The sequence below is a fragment of the Ensifer sp. MJa1 genome (genome assembly GCF_037026475.1).
Taxonomy (GTDB): domain Bacteria; phylum Pseudomonadota; class Alphaproteobacteria; order Rhizobiales; family Rhizobiaceae; genus Ensifer.
The window spans coordinates 95,827-118,643 of record NZ_JAKUMO010000009.1 but is presented as its reverse complement, the minus strand read 5'-3'; the positions used below and the strand labels follow the sequence as shown (position 1 = coordinate 118,643).

The 22,817-nt window shown below is 62.9% G+C and carries 23 protein-coding genes; 14 read left to right on the top strand and 9 right to left on the bottom strand.

What is annotated here, in order from left to right:
• Nucleotides 1–112 precede the first annotated feature (112 nt).
• The 7 genes from MKZ91_RS14495 to MKZ91_RS14465 form a co-directional block, all read right to left on the bottom strand.
• Nucleotides 113–346 carry a formate dehydrogenase subunit delta gene (locus MKZ91_RS14495; RefSeq protein WP_336171640.1) on the bottom strand — a complete coding sequence of 78 codons (234 nt, stop codon included), beginning with the start codon at nucleotides 344–346 and terminating at the stop codon, nucleotides 113–115.
• Entirely contained in the window at nucleotides 336–1,175 is an 840-nt protein-coding gene (fdhD, locus tag MKZ91_RS14490) for a formate dehydrogenase accessory sulfurtransferase FdhD (RefSeq protein ID WP_336171639.1), read from the bottom strand. Before fdhD ends, MKZ91_RS14495 begins: the two co-directional genes overlap by 11 nt.
• 21 nt (nucleotides 1,176–1,196) lie before the next feature.
• Nucleotides 1,197–4,076 (bottom strand): formate dehydrogenase subunit alpha, encoded by a 2,880-nt coding sequence (fdhF, locus tag MKZ91_RS14485; protein WP_336171638.1) that lies wholly within the window; start codon nucleotides 4,074–4,076, stop codon nucleotides 1,197–1,199.
• An 11-nt stretch (nucleotides 4,077–4,087) separates the two neighbouring features.
• On the bottom strand, nucleotides 4,088–5,644 hold the full coding sequence (locus MKZ91_RS14480) for a formate dehydrogenase beta subunit (RefSeq protein WP_336171637.1): 1,557 nt from the start codon (nucleotides 5,642–5,644) through the stop codon (nucleotides 4,088–4,090).
• Complete coding sequence (locus MKZ91_RS14475) at nucleotides 5,641–6,120, bottom strand: formate dehydrogenase subunit gamma (RefSeq protein ID WP_336171636.1); 480 nt, start codon at nucleotides 6,118–6,120, stop codon at nucleotides 5,641–5,643. Before MKZ91_RS14475 ends, MKZ91_RS14480 begins: the two co-directional genes overlap by 4 nt.
• 178 nt (nucleotides 6,121–6,298) lie before the next feature.
• Nucleotides 6,299–7,195: a LysR family transcriptional regulator gene (locus tag MKZ91_RS14470; RefSeq protein ID WP_336171634.1), complete on the bottom strand. Its 897-nt coding sequence runs from the start codon at nucleotides 7,193–7,195 to the stop codon at nucleotides 6,299–6,301.
• 289 nt (nucleotides 7,196–7,484) lie between these two features.
• A complete protein-coding gene (locus MKZ91_RS14465; RefSeq protein ID WP_336171632.1) occupies nucleotides 7,485–8,252 on the bottom strand; it encodes an SDR family NAD(P)-dependent oxidoreductase in 768 nt (255 codons plus the stop codon).
• Nucleotides 8,253–8,423: 171 nt separating this feature from the next.
• Between MKZ91_RS14465 and MKZ91_RS14460 the strand changes: the two genes are divergently transcribed.
• From MKZ91_RS14460 to MKZ91_RS14420, 9 genes are all read left to right on the top strand, one after another.
• Complete coding sequence (locus MKZ91_RS14460) at nucleotides 8,424–9,188, top strand: DeoR/GlpR family DNA-binding transcription regulator (RefSeq protein ID WP_065774071.1); 765 nt, start codon at nucleotides 8,424–8,426, stop codon at nucleotides 9,186–9,188.
• A gap of 131 nt (nucleotides 9,189–9,319) precedes the next feature.
• Nucleotides 9,320–10,837: a glycerol-3-phosphate dehydrogenase gene (gene glpD / locus MKZ91_RS14455; protein WP_336171630.1), complete on the top strand. Its 1,518-nt coding sequence runs from the start codon at nucleotides 9,320–9,322 to the stop codon at nucleotides 10,835–10,837.
• Between the two features lie 14 nt (nucleotides 10,838–10,851).
• Nucleotides 10,852–10,983, top strand: a complete 132-nt coding sequence (locus MKZ91_RS14450) for a hypothetical protein (protein WP_336171627.1) — start codon at nucleotides 10,852–10,854, stop codon at nucleotides 10,981–10,983.
• Nucleotides 10,976–12,046, top strand: coding sequence for an ABC transporter ATP-binding protein (locus tag MKZ91_RS14445; RefSeq protein WP_336171625.1), 1,071 nt, complete (start codon nucleotides 10,976–10,978; stop codon nucleotides 12,044–12,046). The genes MKZ91_RS14450 and MKZ91_RS14445 overlap by 8 nt, the downstream gene beginning before the upstream one ends.
• A gap of 20 nt (nucleotides 12,047–12,066) precedes the next feature.
• Entirely contained in the window at nucleotides 12,067–13,137 is a 1,071-nt protein-coding gene (locus tag MKZ91_RS14440; protein WP_336171623.1) for an ABC transporter ATP-binding protein, read from the top strand.
• A gap of 2 nt (nucleotides 13,138–13,139) precedes the next feature.
• The gene (locus MKZ91_RS14435; RefSeq protein ID WP_275021708.1) at nucleotides 13,140–14,006 is read left to right on the top strand and encodes a carbohydrate ABC transporter permease; all 867 of its coding nucleotides are present in this window, start codon (nucleotides 13,140–13,142) and stop codon (nucleotides 14,004–14,006) included.
• 22 nt (nucleotides 14,007–14,028) lie between these two features.
• On the top strand, nucleotides 14,029–14,847 hold the full coding sequence (locus tag MKZ91_RS14430) for a carbohydrate ABC transporter permease (RefSeq protein WP_275021709.1): 819 nt from the start codon (nucleotides 14,029–14,031) through the stop codon (nucleotides 14,845–14,847).
• On the top strand, nucleotides 14,847–15,269 hold the full coding sequence (locus tag MKZ91_RS14425) for a DUF2160 domain-containing protein (RefSeq protein WP_336171618.1): 423 nt from the start codon (nucleotides 14,847–14,849) through the stop codon (nucleotides 15,267–15,269). Before MKZ91_RS14430 ends, MKZ91_RS14425 begins: the two co-directional genes overlap by 1 nt.
• A gap of 82 nt (nucleotides 15,270–15,351) precedes the next feature.
• Complete coding sequence (locus MKZ91_RS14420) at nucleotides 15,352–17,073, top strand: ABC transporter substrate-binding protein (RefSeq protein ID WP_336171617.1); 1,722 nt, start codon at nucleotides 15,352–15,354, stop codon at nucleotides 17,071–17,073.
• A 170-nt stretch (nucleotides 17,074–17,243) separates the two neighbouring features.
• On the opposite strand, the gene MKZ91_RS14415 is transcribed toward MKZ91_RS14420, so the two are convergent.
• Entirely contained in the window at nucleotides 17,244–17,717 is a 474-nt protein-coding gene (locus tag MKZ91_RS14415; RefSeq protein WP_336171616.1) for a hypothetical protein, read from the bottom strand.
• On the opposite strand from MKZ91_RS14415, the gene MKZ91_RS14410 reads away from it, so the two are divergent.
• Nucleotides 17,716–18,633: a DMT family transporter gene (locus tag MKZ91_RS14410; protein ID WP_336171614.1), complete on the top strand. Its 918-nt coding sequence runs from the start codon at nucleotides 17,716–17,718 to the stop codon at nucleotides 18,631–18,633. The two genes, MKZ91_RS14415 and MKZ91_RS14410, sit on opposite strands and share 2 nt — an antisense overlap.
• A gap of 64 nt (nucleotides 18,634–18,697) precedes the next feature.
• Here the strand turns inward: MKZ91_RS14410 and MKZ91_RS14405 are convergent, their stop codons facing one another.
• Nucleotides 18,698–19,126 carry a Fur family transcriptional regulator gene (locus MKZ91_RS14405; protein ID WP_065774062.1) on the bottom strand — a complete coding sequence of 143 codons (429 nt, stop codon included), beginning with the start codon at nucleotides 19,124–19,126 and terminating at the stop codon, nucleotides 18,698–18,700.
• Between the two features lie 121 nt (nucleotides 19,127–19,247).
• Here MKZ91_RS14405 and MKZ91_RS14400 point away from each other — a divergent pair, with 121 nt between their 5' ends.
• The 4 genes from MKZ91_RS14400 to MKZ91_RS14385 are packed head-to-tail and all read left to right on the top strand — an operon-like array spanning nucleotide 19,248 to nucleotide 22,784.
• Nucleotides 19,248–20,153, top strand: a complete 906-nt coding sequence (locus MKZ91_RS14400; protein WP_336171613.1) for a metal ABC transporter substrate-binding protein — start codon at nucleotides 19,248–19,250, stop codon at nucleotides 20,151–20,153.
• Nucleotides 20,150–21,079 carry a manganese/iron ABC transporter ATP-binding protein gene (locus tag MKZ91_RS14395; RefSeq protein ID WP_336171612.1) on the top strand — a complete coding sequence of 310 codons (930 nt, stop codon included), beginning with the start codon at nucleotides 20,150–20,152 and terminating at the stop codon, nucleotides 21,077–21,079. The genes MKZ91_RS14400 and MKZ91_RS14395 overlap by 4 nt, the downstream gene beginning before the upstream one ends.
• On the top strand, nucleotides 21,076–21,936 hold the full coding sequence (locus MKZ91_RS14390) for a metal ABC transporter permease (RefSeq protein ID WP_336171611.1): 861 nt from the start codon (nucleotides 21,076–21,078) through the stop codon (nucleotides 21,934–21,936). Before MKZ91_RS14395 ends, MKZ91_RS14390 begins: the two co-directional genes overlap by 4 nt.
• A complete protein-coding gene (locus MKZ91_RS14385; RefSeq protein WP_336171607.1) occupies nucleotides 21,933–22,784 on the top strand; it encodes a metal ABC transporter permease in 852 nt (283 codons plus the stop codon). The genes MKZ91_RS14390 and MKZ91_RS14385 overlap by 4 nt, the downstream gene beginning before the upstream one ends.
• Nucleotides 22,785–22,817 lie beyond the last annotated feature (33 nt).

The window sequence follows — 22,817 nt, the reverse complement described above, 5'->3', positions numbered from 1 at the left end:
TTAGTCTTTTTCAGGTGTCGACAGAGCCGCGACCACGACCGTTCATCGCACGTGCACTATCGCGCGTTGGTAGGCCGCACCAGCGCTCAAGGCTGCGGTTGGCGTTGACGCCTCAGGCCGCTTCCGGGCGCTTGATCTTGGGCGCCGCCTCCAGCACCAGCGGCGTCAACCCTTCGCCGCCCTTGTCGATGTGCTCGAACAATTTGCGCCGCATGCGCGGCTCCCAGTACTTGTTGATGTGGGTTGCAACGCCTTGCGCAGCCTCGGCCTGCGGCTGACTCTTGAAGAAGGTGGCGATCTGGTTTGCCATGTAGATCAGCTTGGCGTTGGGATTGTCATGCGACATCGGCGACGGCTCCGGACTTGATGCGTTCGGCATGGGTGAAGATCTCGAATTCGTCGCCGCGCACGAGTGCAATCAGCGTCATGCCGGCGGCTTCCGCCGTGCGGATCGCAAGCGCCGTCGGCGCCGAGATGGCGATAATCACGGGGCTGCCGACGACCGCCGTCTTCTGCACCATTTCGACGGAGACACGGCTCGTCACGACGACGGCCCCTTCGCTACCGCTGAAGCCAGCGCGCGCCGCGGCACCCACCAGCTTGTCGAGCGCGTTGTGGCGGCCGACATCCTCGCGCACGGCAATCAGGCCGCGACCCGGGACGAAGAAGGCGGCACCGTGCACGGCGCGCGTCTCGAAGTGCAGCGGCTGCTGGCCGTTGAGCAGGGCGACGGCCGAAACCACGTCCTCCTCGGAGAGCCGCAGCATCGAACCGGAAACATCCGGCGTCGGCCGCACCGCCTGTTCGATCGATTCGATACCGCAAAGTCCGCAGCCGACCGGACCCGCCATATGCCGGCGGCGCTGGCGGAGCATGTCATTCTCTTCATCCCGAAGCGCAATCTGCAGGTCGATGCCGAGATGCCCGGCGACCGTCTCCGAAACGATCTCGACCGTTTCGATCTGATCGGGATTGGTAATGATGCCCTCGGTCAGACTGAAGCCCACGGCAAAATCCTCGAGATCGCCGGGCGTCGCCATCATGACAGCATGGGTCGAGCCGCCATAGGTAAAGGCGACCGGCGTTTCCTCTGGCACGGCACGCGATCCGTCCCGAAGCGCGCCATTGCGGCGGGCGGCCTCGGGAACGGTCTTTGATGTCTTAAACGTCGCCATGGCCACTCGCGCCGAAGAACATTACTCCGCCGCCTCCAGCTTGCCGGAAATCCGGCGCGACTGGCGGGCCTGCTCGTCGTAGTCCACCTGCCAATCCGATGGACCGTTCGACGGCATAACCTGCACCGCGGTCACCTTGTATTCCGGGCAATTGGTGGCCCAGTCGGAGAAGTCCGTGGTGATGACGTTCGCCTGCGTCGTCGGATGGTGGAAGGTGGTGTAGACGACACCGGGTGCCACGCGATCGGTGATCAGCGAGCGCAGCGTCGTCTCGCCCGCGCGGCTCGCAAGGCGGATCCAGTCGCCATCGCGAATGCCACGCTGCTCGGCGTCATGCGGATGGATTTCCAGCCGGTCTTCCGCATGCCAGACGACGTTGTCGGTGCGCCGCGTCTGGGCGCCGACATTGTACTGGCTGAGGATGCGGCCGGTGGTGAGCAACAGCGGGAAGCGCGGACCGGTGCGCTCGTCGGTCGCGACATATTCGGTGCGGATGAACTTGCCCTTGCCGCGCACGAAGCCGTCGACATGCATGATCGGCGAGCCCTCGGGATGCTTCTCGTTGCAGGGCCACTGCACCGAGCCCATCTTGTCGAGATAGTCGTAGGTCACCAGCGCAAAGCTCGGCGTCGTTGCGGCGATCTCGTCCATGATCTCCGATGGGTGGCGATAGTTCCAGTTGAGGCCCATCGCCTGTGCAAGCTTCTGCGTGACCTCCCAGTCGGCATAGCCGTTCTTCGGCGTCATCACCTTGCGAACGCGATTGATGCGGCGCTCGGCATTGGTGAAGGTTCCGTCCTTTTCGAGGAAAGTCGAGCCCGGCAGGAAGACATGCGCATAGTTGGCCGTCTCGTTGAGGAAGAGGTCGTGCACGACGACACATTCCATCGCGGCCAAGCCGGCGGCCACGTGCTTCGTGTCCGGGTCGGACTGCAGGATGTCTTCGCCCTGGATGTAGATGCCCTTGAAGGTGCCGTCGACGGCGGCATCGAGCATGTTGGGGATGCGCAGGCCCGGTTCGTTGGAGATCTGGACGCCCCAGAGCTTCTCGAAGGTCTCGCGAGTCGCGTCGTCGGAGATGTGTCGGTAACCCGGCAGCTCGTGCGGGAACGAACCCATGTCGCAGGAACCCTGCACGTTGTTCTGGCCGCGCAGCGGGTTCACGCCCACACCCGGTCGGCCGATATTGCCGGTGACCATGGCAAGGTTGGCGATCGCCATCACCGTGGTCGAGCCCTGGCTGTGCTCGGTGACACCGAGACCGTAGTAGATCGCGCCGTTGCCGCCGGTGGCATAAAGCCGGGCCGCGCCACGCACCAGATCGGCGGGCACGCCGGTATAGGCTTCGGTCGCCTCCGGGCTGTGATAGGGCTCGGCAACGAAAGCCGCCCAGTCCTCGTATTCCGACCAGTCGCAGCGCTCGCGGATGAAGGCTTCGTTGGCGAGCCCTTCGGTCACGATCACATGGGCGATCGAGGTCAGGATCGCGACATTGGTGCCGGGCTGCAGCGGCAGGTGATAGGCAGCTTCCACATGCGCCGAGCGCACGATGTCGGTGCGGCGCGGATCGATGACGATCAGTTTTGCGCCCTCGCGCAGTCGCTTCTTCAGCCGTGACGCGAAGACCGGATGACCATCGGTCGGGTTGGCGCCGATAATGACGGCAACGTCGGTATATTCGACGCTGTCGAAGTTCTGCGTGCCGGCCGACGTGCCGAAGGCCTGGCCGAGGCCATAGCCGGTCGGCGAGTGGCAGACACGGGCGCAAGTGTCGACATTGTTGTTGCCGAAGCCGGCACGCACCAGCTTTTGCACCAGATAGGTCTCTTCGTTGGTGCAACGCGACGAGGTGATGCCGCCGACGGAATCGCGGCCATGTTGGTACTGGATCCGCCGGAATTCCGAAGCCACATGGGCATAGGCCTCCTCCCACGTGACTTCGCGCCACGGGTCGGAGATCTTCTCGCGGATCATCGGGTTGAGGATGCGGTCCCTGTGGTTGGAATAGCCATAGGCGAAGCGACCCTTGACGCAGGAATGGCCGCGGTTCGCCTGGCCGTCCTTCCACGGCACCATGCGCACAAGCTCTTCGCCGCGCATCTCCGCCTTGAACGAACAGCCGACGCCGCAATAGGCGCAGGTCGTCACTTCGGAATGTTCCGGCTGGCCGATCTCGATGACCGATTTTTCGATGAGCGTCGCCGTCGGGCAGGCCTGGACGCAGGCGCCGCAGGAGACGCATTCCGACGACATGAAGTCTTCCGCCATGCCGGCCGCAACGCGGCTGTCGAAACCGCGGCCGCCGATCGTCAGCGCGAAGGTGCCCTGCACTTCCTCGCAGGCGCGCACGCAGCGCGAACAGACGATGCACTTTGCCGGATCATAGGTGAAGTACGGGTTGGACTCGTCCTTCGGCATCCATTTGGCGTTGATCTCGCCATTGTTGCGCGCGGTGACGTGGTTCTCGCCCTCGTAGCCGTAGCGCACGTCGCGCAGGCCGACGGCACCCGCCATGTCCTGCAGCTCGCAGTCGCCATTGGCGGCACAGGTCAGACAGTCGAGCGGGTGGTCGGAGATGTAGAGCTCCATCACCCCGCGGCGCACATCCTTCAGCCGCGACGTCTGGGTGGAGACCTCGAGGCCGGCCGCAACCGGCGTCGTGCAGGAAGCCGGCATCCCGGCGCGGCCCTTGATCTCGACCAGACAGAGCCGGCAGGAGCCGAAGGCATCCATCATGTCCGACGCGCAGAGCTTCGGCACCTCGATGCCCGCGTCCATCGCCGCGCGCATGATCGAGGTACCCTCGGGCACGGTGACCTCGCGCCCGTCGATCGTCAGCGTCACCAGCTTTTCGGACTTCGAAGCAGGAGTGCCGTAGTCGATTTCATGAATGAGAGACATGGTCTTCCTCCTCACTCCGCCGCTTCAACGCGCGGTGCCGGCTGAAAATCATCCGGGAAATGGGTCATGGCGCTCAGCACCGGATAGGGCGTGAAGCCGCCAAGGGCGCAGAGCGAACCGAACTTCATCGTATTGCAGAGATCGGCGAGCAGCTCGCGGTTCTTCTCCGGCTCGATGCCGGCGGCGATCCTGTCGGCCACCTCGACGCCGCGGGTCGAGCCGATGCGGCAGGGGGTGCATTTGCCGCAGCTTTCGACGGCGCAGAATTCCATGGCGAAACGGGCCTGGTGCAGCATATCTGCCGTGTCGTCGAAGACGACGATGCCGGCATGGCCGATGAGACCATCGCGGGCCGCAAAGGCTTCGTAGTCGAACGGCGTGTCGAAGAGGGCGCGAGGGAAGTAGGCGCCGAGCGGGCCGCCCACCTGCACGGCCTTGACCGGCCGGCCGCTCGCCGTGCCGCCGCCGATATGATCGATGATTTCGCCGAGCGACAGACCGAAGGCGGTCTCGAACAGACCGGCATATTTGACGTTGCCAGCGATCTGGATCGGGATGGTGCCGCGCGACCGACCCATGCCGAAGTCACGGTAGAAGGCGGCGCCCTTGTCCATGATGATGGGAACGGAAGCGAGCGAGATCACATTGTTGATAACAGTCGGACAGTCGAACAGACCCTTGTGGGCCGGCAGCGGCGGCTTGGCGCGCACGATGCCGCGCTTGCCTTCAAGGCTGTTCAGAAGCGCCGTTTCCTCGCCGCAGACATAGGCGCCGGCACCCTCGCGCACTTCCATGTCGAAGGCGTGGCCAGAGCCGAGCACCGAGGCGCCGAGCACGCCGGCCTTGCGTGCAATCTCGATCGCCTCGGCCATCGCGGCGATCGCATGCGGATATTCGGACCGGGTATAGATGAAGCCCTTGGTGGCGCCCGTCGCGAGGCCGGCAATCGCCATGCCTTCGATCAGCACGAAGGGGTCACCCTCCATGATCATCCGGTCGGCGAAGGTACCGCTGTCACCCTCGTCGGCATTGCAGACGATGTATTTGCGCGCGCCCGCCGCCTCGAGAACCGTCTTCCACTTGATGCCGGTCGGAAAGCCCGCGCCGCCGCGGCCGCGAAGGCCGCTCTCGGTCACCTGGACGACGATGTCTTGCGGTGCCATGGCGATGGCGTTGCGCAAACCCGCGAGCCCGCCATGCGCCTGGTAATCGTCGAGCGACAGGGGATCGATGACGCCGCAGCGGGCAAAGGTCAGCCGCGTCTGCTGCTTGAGGAAGGGGATCTCCTCGGTCTTCCCGAGACAGAGCGCATGGTCGCCACCGTCAAGCAGGTCAGAATCAAGGAGAGAGGCGACGTCGCGCGCCTTGACCGGACCGTAAGCGATACGCCCCTCGGCTGTTTCCACCTCAACCAGCGGCTCCAGCCAGTGCATGCCACGCGAGCCGTTGCGTACAATCACCGCGTCGAGACCGCGGGCGGCGATCGCCTCGGCCATAGCGTTCACGACCTTTTCGGCACCGAGCGCGACGGCGGCAGCATCACGCGGAATGAAGACCTTCGTTGTCATCGACGCGCCTCCTGAACGAGCGCTTCGAGATCGGCGGCATCGAGCCTAGCATGCACCTCTCCGTCGAGCATCGCGGAGGGTGCGCAGGAACAGAGCCCGAGACAGTAGACGGGTTCGAGCGTCACGGCGCCATCCGGCGTCGTCTCATGGAAGTCGATGCCGAGCAGCCGCTTGGCGCGTTCGGCAAGCTGATCGCCGCCCATCGACTGGCAGGCCTCGGCGCGACAGAGTTTCAGCACATGGCGCCCGGCCGGATGCTCGCGGAAGTCATGGTAGAAGCTCATGACGCCATAGACTTCGGCGCGCGACAGGTTGAGCTCGCGTGCAATCACGGGAAGACAGTCCTGCGGCACGTAGCCGAATTCTTCCTGAAGCCCGTGCAGGATCGGCAGCAATGGCCCTTCGAGCCCCTTGAGCTCCTCGACGATGGCGAGCGTGGTTTCCGCGATGTCGGTGCGCGGCTGATGGATGTTCAACAGGAGCCCTCCCGGCTCATGGGCTGGAAGGCGATCCCCGAAACGGGCGAGCGTCCCAGCCGACATTTCAGTGCCTGACGGAAGCCGTTCCTCAGCGGTCTCCAGCCATAATCAAAAAAGCTTCGCGCTTATGGCCCGAAGGGTCAATAAGGCTGTTCCGTCGGTCGATAGAAGAAATCTATTGAACCTGATTTCGCTCGCCAAGAGTACGCGCCTCGTGCAGCAGGGCCGAGACAAGTGGCGTAAACGGCTCACGGTGTGTCGCAACCAGGCCGACCGTGTGGCGGGCGTCCGGATCGACGATCGGGATCATCCGAATGTCTTCGTGAAAACCGAATGATTTCGCGACGTTGAACGGCATGATGCTGGCCCAGCGGCCGGTGCGCACATGCGAGAAAAGCACGATCATCGAGTTCGATTCGAGCGTCGGCTTGGCGACGACGCCAGCCTCGGCAAAATGCTGGTTGACGATGCGGCGGTTCTGCATATCGGCCGTCAATAGACAAAGCCGAACGTCACTAACCTCTTTCCACGTCACGCTTTCCCGCTCTGCGAGCGGCGTTCCGGCGGCGGTGACGAGGTGATAGCGCTCGACCTGAAGCGGCACGCTGGTCACCCGGCCGAGCGGCTCGTTCTCCAGATAGGTGAGGCCCGCGTCGATCTCGAGATTTTCGAGCAGCGCCAGGATCTGCAGCGATGTCGTCGAGAGCACCGAGAAGGTCACATCAGGGTGTTTTTCCTGGAACGGTGCCGTCAGCATCGGCACCATGGCGAGCGTCGTCGGCACCGCGGCGAGACGGATATGACCCGAAAGCCCCTTGCGCGCCGCCCGCATTTCCTCGCGCATGGTGCGGGTATCGCCGACGATCCGGCGCGCCCATTCGAGTACCCGCTGGCCCTCCGGCGTCAGCCCCTGAAAGCGCGAGCCGCGGCTGACGAGGATCACGCCAAGCTGGTCCTCAAGCTGACGGATGGCCGCCGACAGCGTCGGCTGCGTCACCCCGCACTCTTCCGCCGCGCGGCCAAAATGCCTTTCGCGTGCAAGGACGAGGAACATTTCGAGCTTGTCGATCATGCTGAACCTTTGGCGTTTTCGAACCTGTCTCTCACTATACTAGCCGGGCTTGCCCCTCACCCTAGCCCTCTCCCCGCATGCGGGGAGATGGGACGGGCCTCGATCCCAACGACAAAAACTCAATTGGCGAAGCAACATCCCTCTCGCACATGGAAAGGCGAACCTGCTCTGGTCTCGCATCAGACCTTGGCGGGCGCGGCATCGTACCTTCTCCCCGCCTGCGGGGAGAAGGTACCGGCAGGCGGATGAGGGGCAAGCGCCGAAACAAGCGCATGTTGTAGCGCCCCACTCAAGCGATCAGTTGCCCACCATTCACCTCCAGCACCTGGCCGGTGATGTAGCCGGACAGCGCATGCGAGGCGAGAAACAGATAGGCGGGCGCACAATCCTCCGCCGTGCCGAGACGACCGAGCGGAATGGTCTTGCGCGTCGCTTCCAGTTTCTCCGGCGATGAATAGCGCTCGTGGAATTCGGTGGTGATCGTGCCCGGCGAAACGCAATTGACGCGGATGCCATCGGGCGCGAGCTCGCGCGCCAGAGCCTTGGAATAGGTGGCGACGAAAGCCTTGGTCGCCGAATATATCGATGAACCGGCGCTGCCGCCGGTGACGGCCGAAATCGAGACGGTGTTGACGATAGCCGGATGCGTACCCTTGCGAAGAAGCGGCAGCATCGCCCGCGTCATCTCGACGACCGCAGTCTGGTTGAGCTGCACAACGGTCTGGTACTGCTCGTCGGTCAGCTCTGCCGCCGGGAAACGACCAACCATCGTGCCGGCATTGTTGATGAGGATATCGATGCTGTCGAACCGGCTTCGGACCACGTCGGCCAGCCCCTCGACGCCACCAGGCGCCAGAAAGTCCGCCGTTGCGACATGAGCCCGGCCTTCGGTTGCCGCCGTTTCGAGAAAATCGGGCAAGTCGCCGATCGATCGACCGGCATGGACGAGGACGTGCGCACCGCAGTCCAGGAACTGGCGGGCGACCTCAAGCCCGATGCCGCGCCCCGCGCCGGTCACCACGACAGTCATGCCCTTGAACAAGGCCGGATGGAACATCTCTCTCCCCTTTTCATACCTCAGGTAGCGTCGCCCATTGGCGAAACGAATGCAACGCGCACCGCAACCTTGACCGCCAGCGAAAGTGATTTCATCGCAAACGCCGATTCTGAAATTGCGCAGCTTTCGTTTTTGCATATTATGAACCAAAACGAAAATGGGGAGGATGAAATGTACCTGACAGGTCGGCAGGCGGAGATCCTGGAGCTGGCAAAGAGCGAGGGCCGCGTGCTTGTCGAGGAGCTGGCGCAGCGCTTTTCCGTCACACCGCAAACCATCCGAAAAGACCTGAACGACCTCTGCGACGCCAAGGTTTTGAACCGCATTCACGGCGGGGCGATCTTCCCGAGCGGCAAGGAAAACGTCAAATACGACGCCCGCCGGCAGATCGCCGCCCCGGAGAAACAGGCGATCGGCAGAGCTGCCGCCGAACTCATCCCCGACAACGCCTCGCTGTTCATCAACATCGGCACCACCACCGAGGCCGTGGGCGAAGCCCTGCTCGACCACAAGGAATTGATGGTCATCACCAACAACATCAACGTCGCCAACCGCTTGCGCGTCTTCCCGTCGATCGAGGTGGTGATAACAGGCGGCGTCGTGCGGGGCTCTGATGGTGGCATCGTCGGCGAGGCTGCGGTCGACTTCATCAAGCAGTTCAAGGTCGATTTTGCCGTCATCGGCGCATCTGCGATCGACCATGACGGTGCTCTTCTTGATTTCGATTTTCGCGAGGTGAAAGTGGCCCAGGCGATCATCGCCAATGCCCGCCACGTCATCCTCGTTTCCGACTCGACCAAGTTCGAAAGAACCGCGCCGGTGCGCATCGGTCATATCTCCCAGGTTCAGACCTTTATCACTGACCGCTGTACGCTCGAAAATGTCAGGAAAATCTGTGCCGAACAGGACGTTCGGCTGATCGAAACCGACGCCTGAGGCAGGAGAATAAGGCACCCCTAAAGATTCGGGGAGCATTCGTTTGACATTCGATATGTTTTCGTTTTAACTGATTTCACTTTCGCTGATGCATCAAATTGTGCATCGCGAAAAGTGGAGGGGAAACAGCAGTGTCAGAGCAGGCAATCTACGACGTCTTCGTCATCGGCGGCGGCATCAACGGATGCGGTATCGCGCGCGACGCGGTCGGCCGTGGGTACTCGGTCGCCTTGGCCGAAATGAACGATTTCGCCTCCGGCACCTCTTCCGGCTCCACCAAGCTCATTCATGGTGGCCTGCGCTATCTCGAGCATTATGAATTCCGCCTGGTGCGCGAAGCGCTGATGGAGCGCGAAGTACTGTGGGCGATGGCGCCACACGTCATCTGGCCGATGCGCTTCGTGCTGCCCTATCACAAGGGCGGCCTGCGCCCGGCCTGGCTCATCCGCCTCGGCCTGTTCCTTTACGACCATATCGGCGGCCGCAAGTTGTTGCCGGCAACGGCGACCCTGGACATGAACCGCGATCCGGCCGGCAAGCCGCTGAAGCGCCTGTTCAACAAGGCGTTCGAATATTCCGACGGCTGGGTCAACGACGCCCGCCTGGTCGTACTCAACGCCCGCGACGCTGCCGATCGCGGCGCCGTCATCATGGCCCGCACCCGCGTCGTCTCCGCGCGGCGCGACGGCGCGCTCTGGACCGTCGAGACCGAGAACCAGGCAAGCGGCGAACGCAAGACGCTGCGGGCGCGCATGCTGATCAATGCCGCCGGCCCCTGGGTCGATGCGGTGCTGTCGGGCGCACTCGGCAAGAACGACGTGCACAATGTCCGCCTCGTTCAGGGCAGCCACATCGTGGTGAAGAAGAAATTCGACGATCCGCGCGCCTATTTCTTCCAGAACCCGGATGGCCGCATCATGTTCGCCATCCCTTACGAAGAAGACTTCACGCTGATCGGCACCACCGATCGCGATTACACCGGCAATCCGGCGGACGTGCGCATCAGCGACGCCGAGGTCGACTATCTCTGCCAGGCCGCAAGCGAATACTTCCTCGAGCCGGTGACGAAGGACGACATCGTCTGGACCTACTCGGCCGTGCGCCCGCTCTACGACGATGGCGCCAGCAAGGCGCAGGAAGCAACCCGCGACTACGTGCTGCGCGTCGAGGGCGACAAGGGTTCGGCACCGCTGCTCAATGTCTTTGGTGGCAAGCTGACGACCTACCGCCGCCTCGGCGAATCCGCGCTCGAGAAGATCGGCGAGGCCATCGGCGTGAAGGGCTCGAAATGGACGGCCGGTTCGAAGCTGCCGGGCGGCGACTTTCCGACCGAAGGCTATGCCGACCAGGTTGCCAAGCTGCAGAAGCAATACCCTTTCCTTACGCCCGCCCATGCCCGGCGCCTCGTGCGTCTTTATGGAACACGGGCCGCAACCCTGCTCGGCTCGGCCACGAACGAGGCGGCTCTTGGCCGCCACTTCGGCGCAGACCTCTTTGAGGCCGAGGTCAAGTGGCTGATTGCGCAGGAATGGGCTCGGCACTCCGAGGACGTGCTGTGGCGCCGGACGAAACTGGGATTGAAGCTGACGCCCGGCGAGGCGGCGGCACTGGAGGAATACATGCGAGGCGCGGCCAACGCAGCCGCCTGAGGACCCTCGCATTCATGAGCATTTCCAGCGAGGGCGCAGCAGTTTTTGCGTCCGGAAATGCGAACAACGATGAAGTAGAGCGGTTTCACGGCAGCGTGGAAATGCTCGGGACTGCCGACCGGCTGGGTGGAGAATTCAATGCTTGAAATGAAGAAGATATCCAAGGTCGTGGGCGGGGAGACGCATATCTACCCGACCGACCTGGTGCTGGAGAGGGGGTCGCTGAACGTACTGCTCGGCCCGACCCTGTCCGGCAAGACGTCGCTGATGCGGCTGATGGCCGGTCTCGACAAGCCGGCCTCCGGCTCGCTGATCTTCGACGGCACCGACGTCACCGGCCTGCCGGTGCAGAAGCGTTCCGTCGCCATGGTCTACCAGCAGTTCATCAATTATCCGGCGCTGACCGTCTATGAAAACATCGCCTCGCCGATGCGCATCAGCGGTGCCGACGCCGCGACGATCGATCGCGAAGTGCGCAAGGCCGCCGATCTATTGAAGCTGACGCCCTACCTCGACCGCACGCCGCTCAACCTCTCGGGCGGCCAGCAGCAGCGCACAGCACTTGCGCGCGCCATCGTCAAGAACGCCGATCTCGTGCTGCTCGATGAACCGCTCGCCAATCTCGACTACAAGCTGCGCGAGGAACTGCGCGAGGAACTGCCGAAGATCTTTGCGGCCTCCGGCGCCATCTTCGTCTACGCGACGACGGAGCCTTCGGAAGCGCTGCTGCTCGGCGGCAACACGGCTTCGCTTAGCCAGGGCCGCATCACCCAGTTCGGCAAGACGATCGACGTCTACCGCCGCCCGGTTGACCTCATAACCGCCCGCACCTTCGCCGACCCGCCGCTGAACTGCATCGAGCTCGTCAAGACCGGCTCGGTGCTCACCCTCGACGGCAAGCACGTGCTCTCGGTTCCCGCGCACCTGGCATCGATTGCCGACGGTCCCTGCACCGTCGCCTTCCAGCCGCATCACATTTCGTTCGATCGCCCGCAGGGCGGCGGCGACGCGCTGACCGTCAAGACCGCGATCTCGGAGATCGCCGGCTCGGAGAGCTTCATTCACGTCGGCTTTGCCAATGCGCGCTGGGTCATGCTGGCGCCGGGCATCCACGACATCGAACCGGACGCGACCCTCGAGGTCTTCGTCGACACCCGCCACCTCATGGCCTTCGGGCCTGATGGACGCGCCATCGGCGGCACGGCCTAAGGAGGCGCTGGGAGGAAAACATGGCACGCATCGATCTCGAACATATCCGCCACGCCTACGGCGCCAAGCCGAAGTCTGAAAACGACTACGCGCTGAAGGAAGTGCATCACGAATGGAACGACGGCGGCGCCTACGCGCTGCTCGGACCGTCCGGTTGCGGCAAGACCACACTGCTCAACATCATCTCGGGCCTGCTCAATCCGTCGGAAGGGCGCATCCTTTTCGACGGCAAGGACGTGACGCATCTCTCCACCCAGGAACGCAACATCGCCCAGGTGTTCCAGTTCCCTGTCATCTACGACACGATGACGGTCTACGACAATCTGGCCTTCCCCTTGCGCAACCGGCATGTGCCGGAAGCCGAGGTCGACCGCCGCGTCAAGGAGACGATCGAGATGATCGGCCTTGGCGGCTGGGCGAAGAAGACCGCCCGCGGCCTCACTGCCGACCAAAAGCAGAAGATCTCGCTCGGCCGCGGCCTGGTGCGCAACGACGTCAGCGCCATCCTGTTCGATGAGCCGCTGACCGTCATCGACCCGGAAATGAAGTGGGTGCTGCGCTCGCAGATCAAGCGGCTGCACAAGCAGTTCGGCTTCACCATGGTCTACGTCACCCACGATCAGACCGAGGCGCTCACCTTCGCCGACAAGGTCGTCGTCATGTATGACGGCCAGATCGTGCAGATCGGTACGCCGGCCGAGCTCTTCGAGCGCCCGCGCCACACCTTCGTCGGTTACTTCATCGGTTCGCCGGGCATGAACGTGCTGCCGGTCAAGCTCGATGGCAACACCGCGACGGTTGGCGGCGAGCATGTGGCCCTGAATTTTCTGCCCAAGGTCAAAGCCGGTGCGAAGACCGAACTCGGGATCCGTCCGGAGTTCGTCTCGCTCGGCCGCGAGGGCATGCCGGTCGCCATCACCAAGGTCGAGGACATCGGCCGCCACAAGATCGTGCGCGCCCGCTTCGCCGACCAGCCGATCTCGATCATCGTCGACGAGGATGGCGAGATCCCCGCCGATCCGCGCGTCCGCTTCGATCCGAAAGCCATCAACATCTACGCCGATTCCTGGCGCGTCGGCGAGGAGGCCTGACCATGGAGAAAACCTGGAACAACAAGGCCTGGTTCATGGTGCTGCCGGTCCTCGTGCTGGTCGCCTTCTCGGCCGTCATCCCGCTGATGACCGTCGTCAACTATTCGGTCCAAGATACCTTCGGCAACAACGAGTTCTTCTGGGCCGGCACCGACTGGTACGTGCAGGTGCTGACGTCGGACCGCTTCTGGGACGCGCTCACCCGCAACCTGATCTTCTCTGCGATCATTCTGGCGATCGAGATCCCGCTCGGCATCATCATCGCGCTCAACATGCCGAAGAAGGGTCTCGGCGTTCCGGTCTGCCTCGTGCTGATGGCGCTGCCGCTCTTGATCCCGTGGAACGTCGTCGGCACCATCTGGCAGGTCTTCGGCCGCGTCGACATCGGTCTGCTCGGCCGTACGCTCGAGGCAATGGGCATCAACTACAACTACGTGCAGAACCCGGTTGCTGCCTGGGTGACGCTGATCGTCATGGACGTCTGGCACTGGACGAGCCTCGTCGTGCTTCTGTGCTATGCCGGCCTCGTGTCTATCCCGGACGCCTATTACCAGGCGGCCAAGATCGACGGCGCCTCGCGGTGGTCGGTGTTCCGCTACATCCAGTTGCCGAAGATGAAGCGCGTGCTTTTGATCGCCTTCCTGCTGCGCTTCATGGACAGTTTCATGATCTACACCGAGCCCTTCGTCGTCACCGGCGGCGGCCCGGGCAACTCCACCACCTTCCTGTCGATCGACCTCGTCAAGACGGCCATTGGCCAGTTCGACCTCGGTCCGGCGGCAGCGCTATCGATCATCTACTTCCTCATCATCCTGCTGCTCTCGTGGATCTTCTACACCGTGATGACCACGAGCGACGCGCAAGGCTGACAAAGGCGGGAGGAGAAAAGAAATGCAGACAAAACCACTTACCGAACGCCTCTCCTGGCTGGTGCCGACGATCTACATCGTCTTCCTGCTCCTGCCGATCTATTGGCTCGTCAACATGAGCTTCAAGGAAACGAGCGAGATCCTGAGCACGTTCTCGCTCTGGCCCGTCAATCCGACGCTCCGCAACTATGAGGTGATCTTCACCGATCCCTCCTGGTACAACGGCTACATCAACTCGATCATCTACGTCGTGATGAACACGGTGATCTCGGTCGCAGCAGCGCTGCCGGCAGCCTATGCCTTCTCGCGTTACCGCTTCCTCGGCGACAAGCACCTGTTCTTCTGGCTCTTGACCAACCGCATGGCGCCGCCCGCGGTCTTCGCCCTGCCCTTCTTCCAGCTCTATTCGGCCTTCGGCCTGATCGACACGCACATCGCGGTCGCCCTTGCGCACTGCCTGTTCAACGTGCCGCTCGCCGTCTGGATCCTGGAAGGCTTCATGTCGGGCGTGCCGAAGGAAATCGACGAAACGGCCTATATCGACGGCTACTCGTTCCCGCGCTTCTTCGTGAAGATCTTCATGCCGCTGATCGCATCGGGCATCGGTGTCGCCGCCTTCTTCTGCTTCATGTTCTCCTGGGTCGAACTCTTGCTTGCCCGCACGCTGACGACCACGGACGCCAAGCCGATCGCCGCCACCATGACCCGTACCGTTTCCGCCTCCGGCCTCGACTGGGGTGTGCTCGCCGCTGCCGGCGTGCTCACCATCATCCCGGGCGCACTGGTGATCTATTTCGTTCGCAACTACATCGCCAAGGGCTTTGCCCTGGGGAGGGTATGATGACCGCTCAACCCGTTCGCAAGGCCCGTTGGCAACTGCCCTTCGCCGCCGTACTCGTCGTCTATGCTTCTGCCGCCGGGCTGCTCATGAGCATGCTTCCGGTCAAGGATGGCGCGCGCGACTGGTTCGCGCCGCTGGTCGCGGGCGGCTGGATGGCCTGGTCGTTCCCATCGGCCATGTTCTTTCTCACCATCTTCGCACTGCTGTCGATGATGGCAGTCTGGGAATATGCCTCGCCGGGCGGCAATCCGCGCGTCGGCATCCTGCGCTTCGAGACGACACGGGGCGATCGCCTCTTCGTGTCGCTGCTCGGCAGCGCCTTCATTCACCTCGCGTGGCTCGGCTTCGTCGGCGGGCAGAACCTGTGGTTGGCGCTTGTGCTTTCCCTGGTCTATGCCGTCGGCGTCTTCCGCTACGTCTGAGGCGAACCGATTTGAGGGGCCGCTAAACCAGCGACCCCTCGAAAGCTAAAGAAACGCAATCGCAAACCTAAGGGAGGGAATTATGCGACGGCATCTTTTGACTACGACGGCGGCCATGCTGCTGGCCTTCACCGGCACCGCATTTGCCGGCATGGACGAGGCAAAGACGTTCCTCGACACCGAAATCGGCGACATGTCCTCGCTCGACCGTGCGGCCCAGGAAGCCGAAATGCAGTGGTTCGTCGATGCGGCCAAGCCCTTTGCGGGCATGGAAATCAAGGTCGTTTCCGAAACGATCACCACGCATGAATACGAATCGAAGACGCTGGCCAAGGCCTTCTCCGACATCACCGGCATCAAGATCACCCACGACCTGATCGGTGAAGGCGACGTCGTCGAAAAGCTGCAGACGCAGATGCAGTCGGGCGAAAACGTCTATGACGCCTACATCAACGATAGCGACCTGATCGGTACCCATTGGCGCTACCAGCAGGCCCGCAGCCTGACCGACTTCATGGCCAATGAAGGCAAGGACGTCACCAACCCGAACCTCGACATCGACGACTTCATCGGCAAGTCCTTCACGACCGCGCCGGATGGTAAGCTCTACCAGCTGCCCGACCAGCAGTTCGCGAACCTCTACTGGTTCCGTTACGACTGGTTCAACGACGAGAAGAACAAGGCGGACTTCAAGGCGAAGTACGGCTACGACCTCGGCGTTCCGGTCAACTGGTCGGCCTACGAGGACATCGCCGAGTTCTTCACCGGCCGCGAAGTCGACGGCAAGAAAGTCTATGGCCACATGGACTACGGCAAGAAGGACCCGTCGCTCGGCTGGCGCTTCACCGACGCCTGGCTGTCGATGGCCGGCAATGGCGACAAGGGCATCCCGAACGGCAAGCCGGTCGACGAGTGGGGCATCAAGGTCGACGAGAACTCGCGTCCGGTCGGCTCGTGCGTTGCCCGTGGCGGCGACACCAACGGCCCGGCTGCCGTCTACTCGATCCAGAAGTACCTCGACTGGATGAAGGCCTATGCACCGGCAGCTGCCCAGGGCATGACCTTCTCGGAATCCGGCCCGGTTCCGTCGCAGGGTGAAATCGCCCAGCAGATGTTCACCTACACGGCGTTCACCGCCGACTTCGTCAAGCCGGGCCTGCCCGTCGTCAACGAGGACGGCTCGCCGAAGTGGCGTTTCGCTCCGAGCCCGCACGGTGTCTACTGGAAGGACGGCATGAAGCTCGGCTACCAGGACGCTGGTTCCTGGACGCTGCTGAAGTCCACGCCTGACGATCGCGCCAAGGCCGCATGGCTCTATGCGCAGTTCGTCACCTCGAAGACCGTCGACGTGAAGAAGAGCCATGTCGGCCTCACCTTCATCCGACAGTCGACGCTGGACCACAAGAGCTTCACGGACCGCGCTCCGAAGCTCGGCGGTCTGATCGAGTTCTACCGTTCGCCGGCCCGCCTGCAGTGGTCGCCGACCGGCACGAACGTTCCTGACTATCCGAAGCTGGCTCAGCTGTGGTGGCAGGCGATCGGCGACGCATCCTCGGGTGCCAAGACCGCTCAGGAAGCCATGGATTCGCTGTGCGCCGAGCAGGAGAAGGTTCTCTCCCGCCTCGAGCGTTCGGGCGTCCAGGGCGACATCGGTCCGAAGCTCGCTGAAGAGCACGATCTCGAGTACTGGAACAAGGACGCCGTTTCCAAGGGCAACCTCGCTCCGCAGCTGAAGGTCGAGAACGAGAAGGAAAAGCCGCAGACCGTCAACTACGACGATCTGGTCAAGAGCTGGCAGCAGTAACAAGGGAGGGCCGCCCAAACCGGGCGGCCTTTCTCTTTCTGGAGATGCGGCAACCGGGGTCGGTCACGACCCCGGTTTTTTCTTTGATCGCAGCACCTGCGGAAAACAAGCGCTTGCGGGAAGCTGTCGGGGCCACCCAGTGTTTGCCATCGAAGCTCAGCGGGCGTGGCCTACATCCGAACCGGCAACAGGCGCATCGATTTTTCAGTCCTGCGCTTGTCGAAGATCGCCCTGACCATCCGCTTCGAGCCATCGTCCATCTGCACGCTCATATCCATGTAGAGGCGCTTGTCGGCGATCGCGATACGGATATCGAAGGGCTTGCTGCGATAGTGGCTGGTGCCGCCCTCGCTCCAGCGTCCGATACCCTCGGCGCTATCACCGCCATCGATGCGCCCGAGATGGGCGACCGCGAACCAGCCGTCCTTGCCAATGACTTTCAAGACCGGGCCGTTGCGCCTGATCTCGACCCAGCAGGTTTCGCATTCGCCGGTGCCGGACGCCACCTGTTGCCATTGCCCCGCAAAGCTGGCTCCGTCGGCGACCGCAGCACCCGGCGAGGTCGCGCCCGCAAGCAGGAGCAACAGGCCGAACAAACGGCGGCGAAACAGAGCAGGTCTCGACAGGAAGGTTTCAACTGCCATGCCCAAGACCAATCTCACCCTCGAGCTTCTGCTGCTTCTCGCGCTCGCCACGCTCTGGGGCGCCTCCTACACCTTCATCAAGATCGGCATCGAGACCATCCCGCCGATCACGCTGATTGCCGCCCGCACGCTGATCGCCGGCGCCATCCTGCTTGCGGTTCTTCGCTGGCGCAGGTTGAAGATGCCGCGCGACGCTGCGACTTGGCGGAAGTTCCTGTTCCAGGCCTGCCTCAACAGCGTCGTGCCTTTCACGCTGATCGCCTGGGCGGAGCAGACGATCGATGCCGGCATCGCCTCGATCCTCAATGCGACGACACCGATCTTCGCCTTCCTGATGACGGCCCTGATTACGCGCCACGAGGCGGTCACCGCCCGCAAGCTCGTCGGCGTCATTGCCGGCATGACCGGCATCAGCCTGATCATCGGAATGGAAGCCTTTGGCGGCCTCGGCGAGCAATTGCTGCCGCAGCTTGCCGTCGTGCTCGCCACCGTCTGCTATGCCGGTGCGGCAATCTTCGGGCGCAGCTTTAAGGGGCTCGATCCGATGATGCCCGCCGCCGGCTCGCTCATCGCAGGCACGGTGCTCCTGATCCCGACGAGCCTCATTGTCGACCGGCCCTGGACGCTTTCGCCCTCGATGGACTCGCTGCTCGCACTCTTGGGCCTTGCCGTGTTTTCGACTGCCCTTGCCTTCGCCATCTACTTCCGGCTGATCCAGACGTTGGGCTCGGTCGGAGCCACCGCCCAGGCCTATTTGCGTGTACCCGTCGGTGTTGCCATCGGCGCCATCTTCCTCGGCGAGCGGCTGTCGGACACCGCCTGGATCGGCCTTGGCTGCGTCATTATCGGCGTGGCGGCCATGACGATCCCGGCACGCCGACGCGCAGTGACCGCTGCGGCCGTCGATCGCGGGTGATCGTGTTGTTCAGGGAAAAATGCGTTCGCCCGGATCGTGGCGAGCGGTTGCGGTTACAAGGCGCTCAGTCCTTGCGCTTGCGGCAGTAGAGTTCCAGCCGGTGGCGCACCAGATCATAGCCGAGCTCGGCGGCAATCTCCGCTTGCAGCTGTTCGATCTTGTCGGAACGGAACTCGATGACAGCGCCCGTGTCGATGTCGATCAGGTGGTCGTGATGCGGCGCGTCGGCGGTCTCGAAGCGAGCGGTCGCGCTTTCGAAGGCATGGCGGTGCACGACGCCCTGCTGCTCAAGCGCCGACAGTGTTCGGTAGACGGTCGAAAGCGAGACGGTGGCGTCGATCTCCTTGGCGCGGCGATGCAGTTCGCTCGCATCCGGGTGATCTTCTGCGGTCGCGAGAATCTTCAGGATTGCGGCACGTTGGCGCGTCACGCGCACGCCGCCGTCCCGGAGGACACCTTCCAGTTCTTCGACACGATTCTTGTTCTGTTTCATGGCCGTACACTAGCCAAGGGCGTGCAGTTTGAAAATAGCCAGTTGCGAATGCTTCTCATTTGCATTGACTTATGCAAATCATTCCCCTACTCCTGTGATCGTCAACACTTGGGAGTAACGAATGATCGATCAGACGAGGCGCGCGATCCTGGCAGCAGCCGTTGCCATGGCAGCCATCGCGCTTTCGCCCAGCGCCAGCTTTGCGCAGGAAAAATTCAAGGCAGTGACGACCTTCACGGTCATTGCCGACATGGCGAAGAACGTCGCGGGGGACGCGGCCATCGTCGAATCGATCACCAAGCCGGGTGCCGAGATCCACAACTACCAGCCGACCCCGCGCGACATCCTGAAGGCGCACGATGCCAAGCTGATCCTGTGGAACGGCCTCAACCTCGAACTCTGGTTCGAGAAATTCTTCCAGAATTTCGACGACGTTCCCGGTGTCGTCGTCTCCACCGGCGTCGAGCCCATGGGCATTGCCGAGGGCCCCTATACCGGCAAGCCCAATCCGCATGCCTGGATGTCGCCTTCGGCGGCACTCATCTATGTCGACAACATCCGTGATGCCTTCGTGAAGTACGACCCTGATAATGCCGAGACCTACAAGGCCAATGCCGAGGCCTACAAGCAGAAGATCGAAGCGACCATCGGGCCGATCCGCGCCGAGATCGCCAAGATCCCAGCGGACAGGCGCTGGCTGGTCTCGAGCGAAGGCGCCTTCAGCTACCTCATTCGCGATTTCGGCATGAAGGAGCTCTATCTCTGGCCGATCAATGCCGACCAGCAGGGCACGCCGCAGCAGGTGCGCAAGGTCATCGACGCGGTCCGGGCCAACAACATCCCGGTCGTCTTCTCCGAAAGCACGATTTCGCCTGACCCGGCGGAGCAGGTGGCGCGCGAAACCGGTGCAAAATACGGCGGCGTGCTTTACGTTGATTCCTTGAGCGAAGCGGAAGGTCCGGTTCCCACCTATATCGATCTGCTGCGCGTCACATCGGAAACCATCGCCAAGGGTCTGTCGCAATGAACCTTCAGGTGAAGACCCGCTCAGGTCCCGCCCCGGCCTCCGGCGAGCAAGGCAGCGGCATCCGCGTTTCAGGCGCGACCGTCACCTACCGCAATGGCCTGCGGGCGCTGCGCGACGCGACCTTCGAGATCCCGACGGGCACCATCACGGCGCTCGTCGGCGTCAACGGCAGCGGCAAGTCGACGCTCTTCAAGGCGATCATGGGTTTCGCCCGCCTGTCGCGCGGCGAAATCTCGATCCTTGGCCGCTCCGTGCCGGAAGCACTGAAGAAGAACTTAGTCGCCTACGTGCCCCAGGCCGAGGAGGTCGACTGGAACTTCCCGGTTCTCGTCGAAGACGTGGTCATGATGGGTCGCTACGGCCACATGAACATGCTGCGCATTCCTAAAAAGGCCGACCATGAGGCGGTCGAGGCAGCGCTCGCGCGCGTCGGCATGAGCGACTACCGCAAGCGCCAGATCGGCGAACTCTCGGGCGGCCAGAAGAAGCGCGTCTTCCTGGCGCGCGCGCTCGCTCAGGACGGCAAGGTCATCCTGCTCGACGAGCCCTTCACCGGCGTCGACGTGAAGACCGAGGACGCGATCATCCGGCTGCTCATCGGGCTTCGCGACGAAGGCCGGGTCATGCTGGTCTCGACCCACAATCTCGGCAGCGTTCCGGAATTCTGCGACCGCACCGTGCTTCTGAAAAACACCGTGCTTGCCTACGGCCCGACCGAAACGACCTTCACCCGCGAAAACCTCGAGCTCGCCTTCGGCGGCGTGCTCCGGCATTTCGTCCTTGGTGGCGATAGCCTGCACGACGACGCCGATCCGCGGCAGCTGGCCGTCATCACCGACGACGAGCGCCCGCTCGTCATGTATGGCGACAAGGACCGCATGGTGGCGCAACCGGCAAAACCCGAGACCAACGGGAACGGCCAATGATCGCCACGCTTCTCGAACCCTTCACCTATGGCTACATGGTGAATGCCATGTGGGTGAGCGCGTTGGTCGGCGCCGTTTGCGCCTTCCTCTCGGCCTATCTGATGCTGAAAGGCTGGTCGCTGATCGGCGACGCCCTTTCGCACTCGATCGTGCCCGGCGTCGCCGGCGCCTACATGCTCGGCCTTCCCTTCTCGCTCGGCGCCTTTTTCTCCGGCGGACTTGCGGCCGGGGCCATGCTCTTCCTCAACCAGCGCACAAAGCTCAAGGAAGACACGATCATCGGCCTGATCTTCACCTCCTTCTTCGGTCTCGGCCTCTTCATGGTGTCGCTGTCGCCGACATCGGTGAACATCCAGACCATCGTGCTTGGCAACATCCTGGCGATCACGCCCGCCGACACGCTGCAGCTTGCGATCATCGGCATCGTTTCGCTGGTCATCCTGACCGTCAAATGGAAGGACCTGATGGTGACCTTCTTCGACGAGAGCCATGCCCGTTCGATCGGCATTCCGACGACCTTCCTCAAGGTGCTGTTCTTCACGCTGCTTTCCGCCTGTACCGTCGCGGCGCTGCAGACGGTCGGGGCCTTCCTGGTCATCGCCATGGTGGTAACACCCGGCGCCACCGCGTATCTGCTGACAGATCGCTTTCCGCGGTTGATCCTGATCAGCATCGCCATCGGCGCACTAACCAGCTTCTTCGGCGCATATTTCAGCTACTTCCTCGACGGCGCCACCGGCGGCATCATCATCGTGCTGCAGACGCTGATCTTCCTGACCGCCTTTGTCTTTGCGCCCAAGCACGGCCTGCTTGCCGCCCGCAGGCGCAGCGCCGAGCCGGTGGAGGCAACGCGATGATTTCACTCGACATGCTGCTTGCCGTCTTCGAATTCGAGTTCATGCGCAACGCGCTGCTGATCTCGGTGCTGGTGGCGATCCCGACAGCCATGCTCTCCTGCTTCCTGGTGCTGAAGGGCTGGTCGCTGATGGGCGACGCGATCTCGCATGCCGTCTTTCCCGGCGTGGTGATCTCCTACATCGTCGGCCTGCCGCTCGCCGTCGGCGCCTTTGCCGCCGGCATGTCCTGCGCGCTTTTGACCGGCTATCTCAAGGAAAATAGCCGCATCAAGCAGGATACGGTCATGGGCGTGGTCTTTTCAGGCATGTTCGGCTTCGGCCTGGTGCTCTACACCAAGATCCAGAGCGACGTGCATCTCGATCACATCCTCTTCGGCGACATGCTCGGCATTGGCTGGCGCGACATCGTCGAGACTGGCGTTATCGCGGTGGTTGCCGCCGGCATTCTCGCCGTCAAATGGCGTGACTTCCTGCTGCACGCCTTCGATCCGGCCCAGGCGAAGGCCGTCGGCCTGCCGGTCAACTGGCTGCATTACGGGCTGCTCGCGATCCTGTCGCTGACGATCGTCGGTGCACTGAAGGCGGTGGGGCTGATCCTTGCCATTGCCATGTTGATCGCACCGGGTGCCATCGCCTTCCTGATCACCCGCACCATGGGCGCGATGCTTATTGTCGCCGTGTTGACCGCAATGACAGCGTCGTTTGCGGGCGTCTATCTGTCCTTCTTCATCGACAGCGCGCCGGCACCGACCATTGTGCTGCTGATGACCGCGATGTTCCTCATCGCCTTCGTCTGGTCGTCCTGGCGGACGTACCGGATCGAGGCACAGCGAACGACGGTCGAATGAAAACGAGGCTCCCTTCGCAGGGAGCCTCCCGCT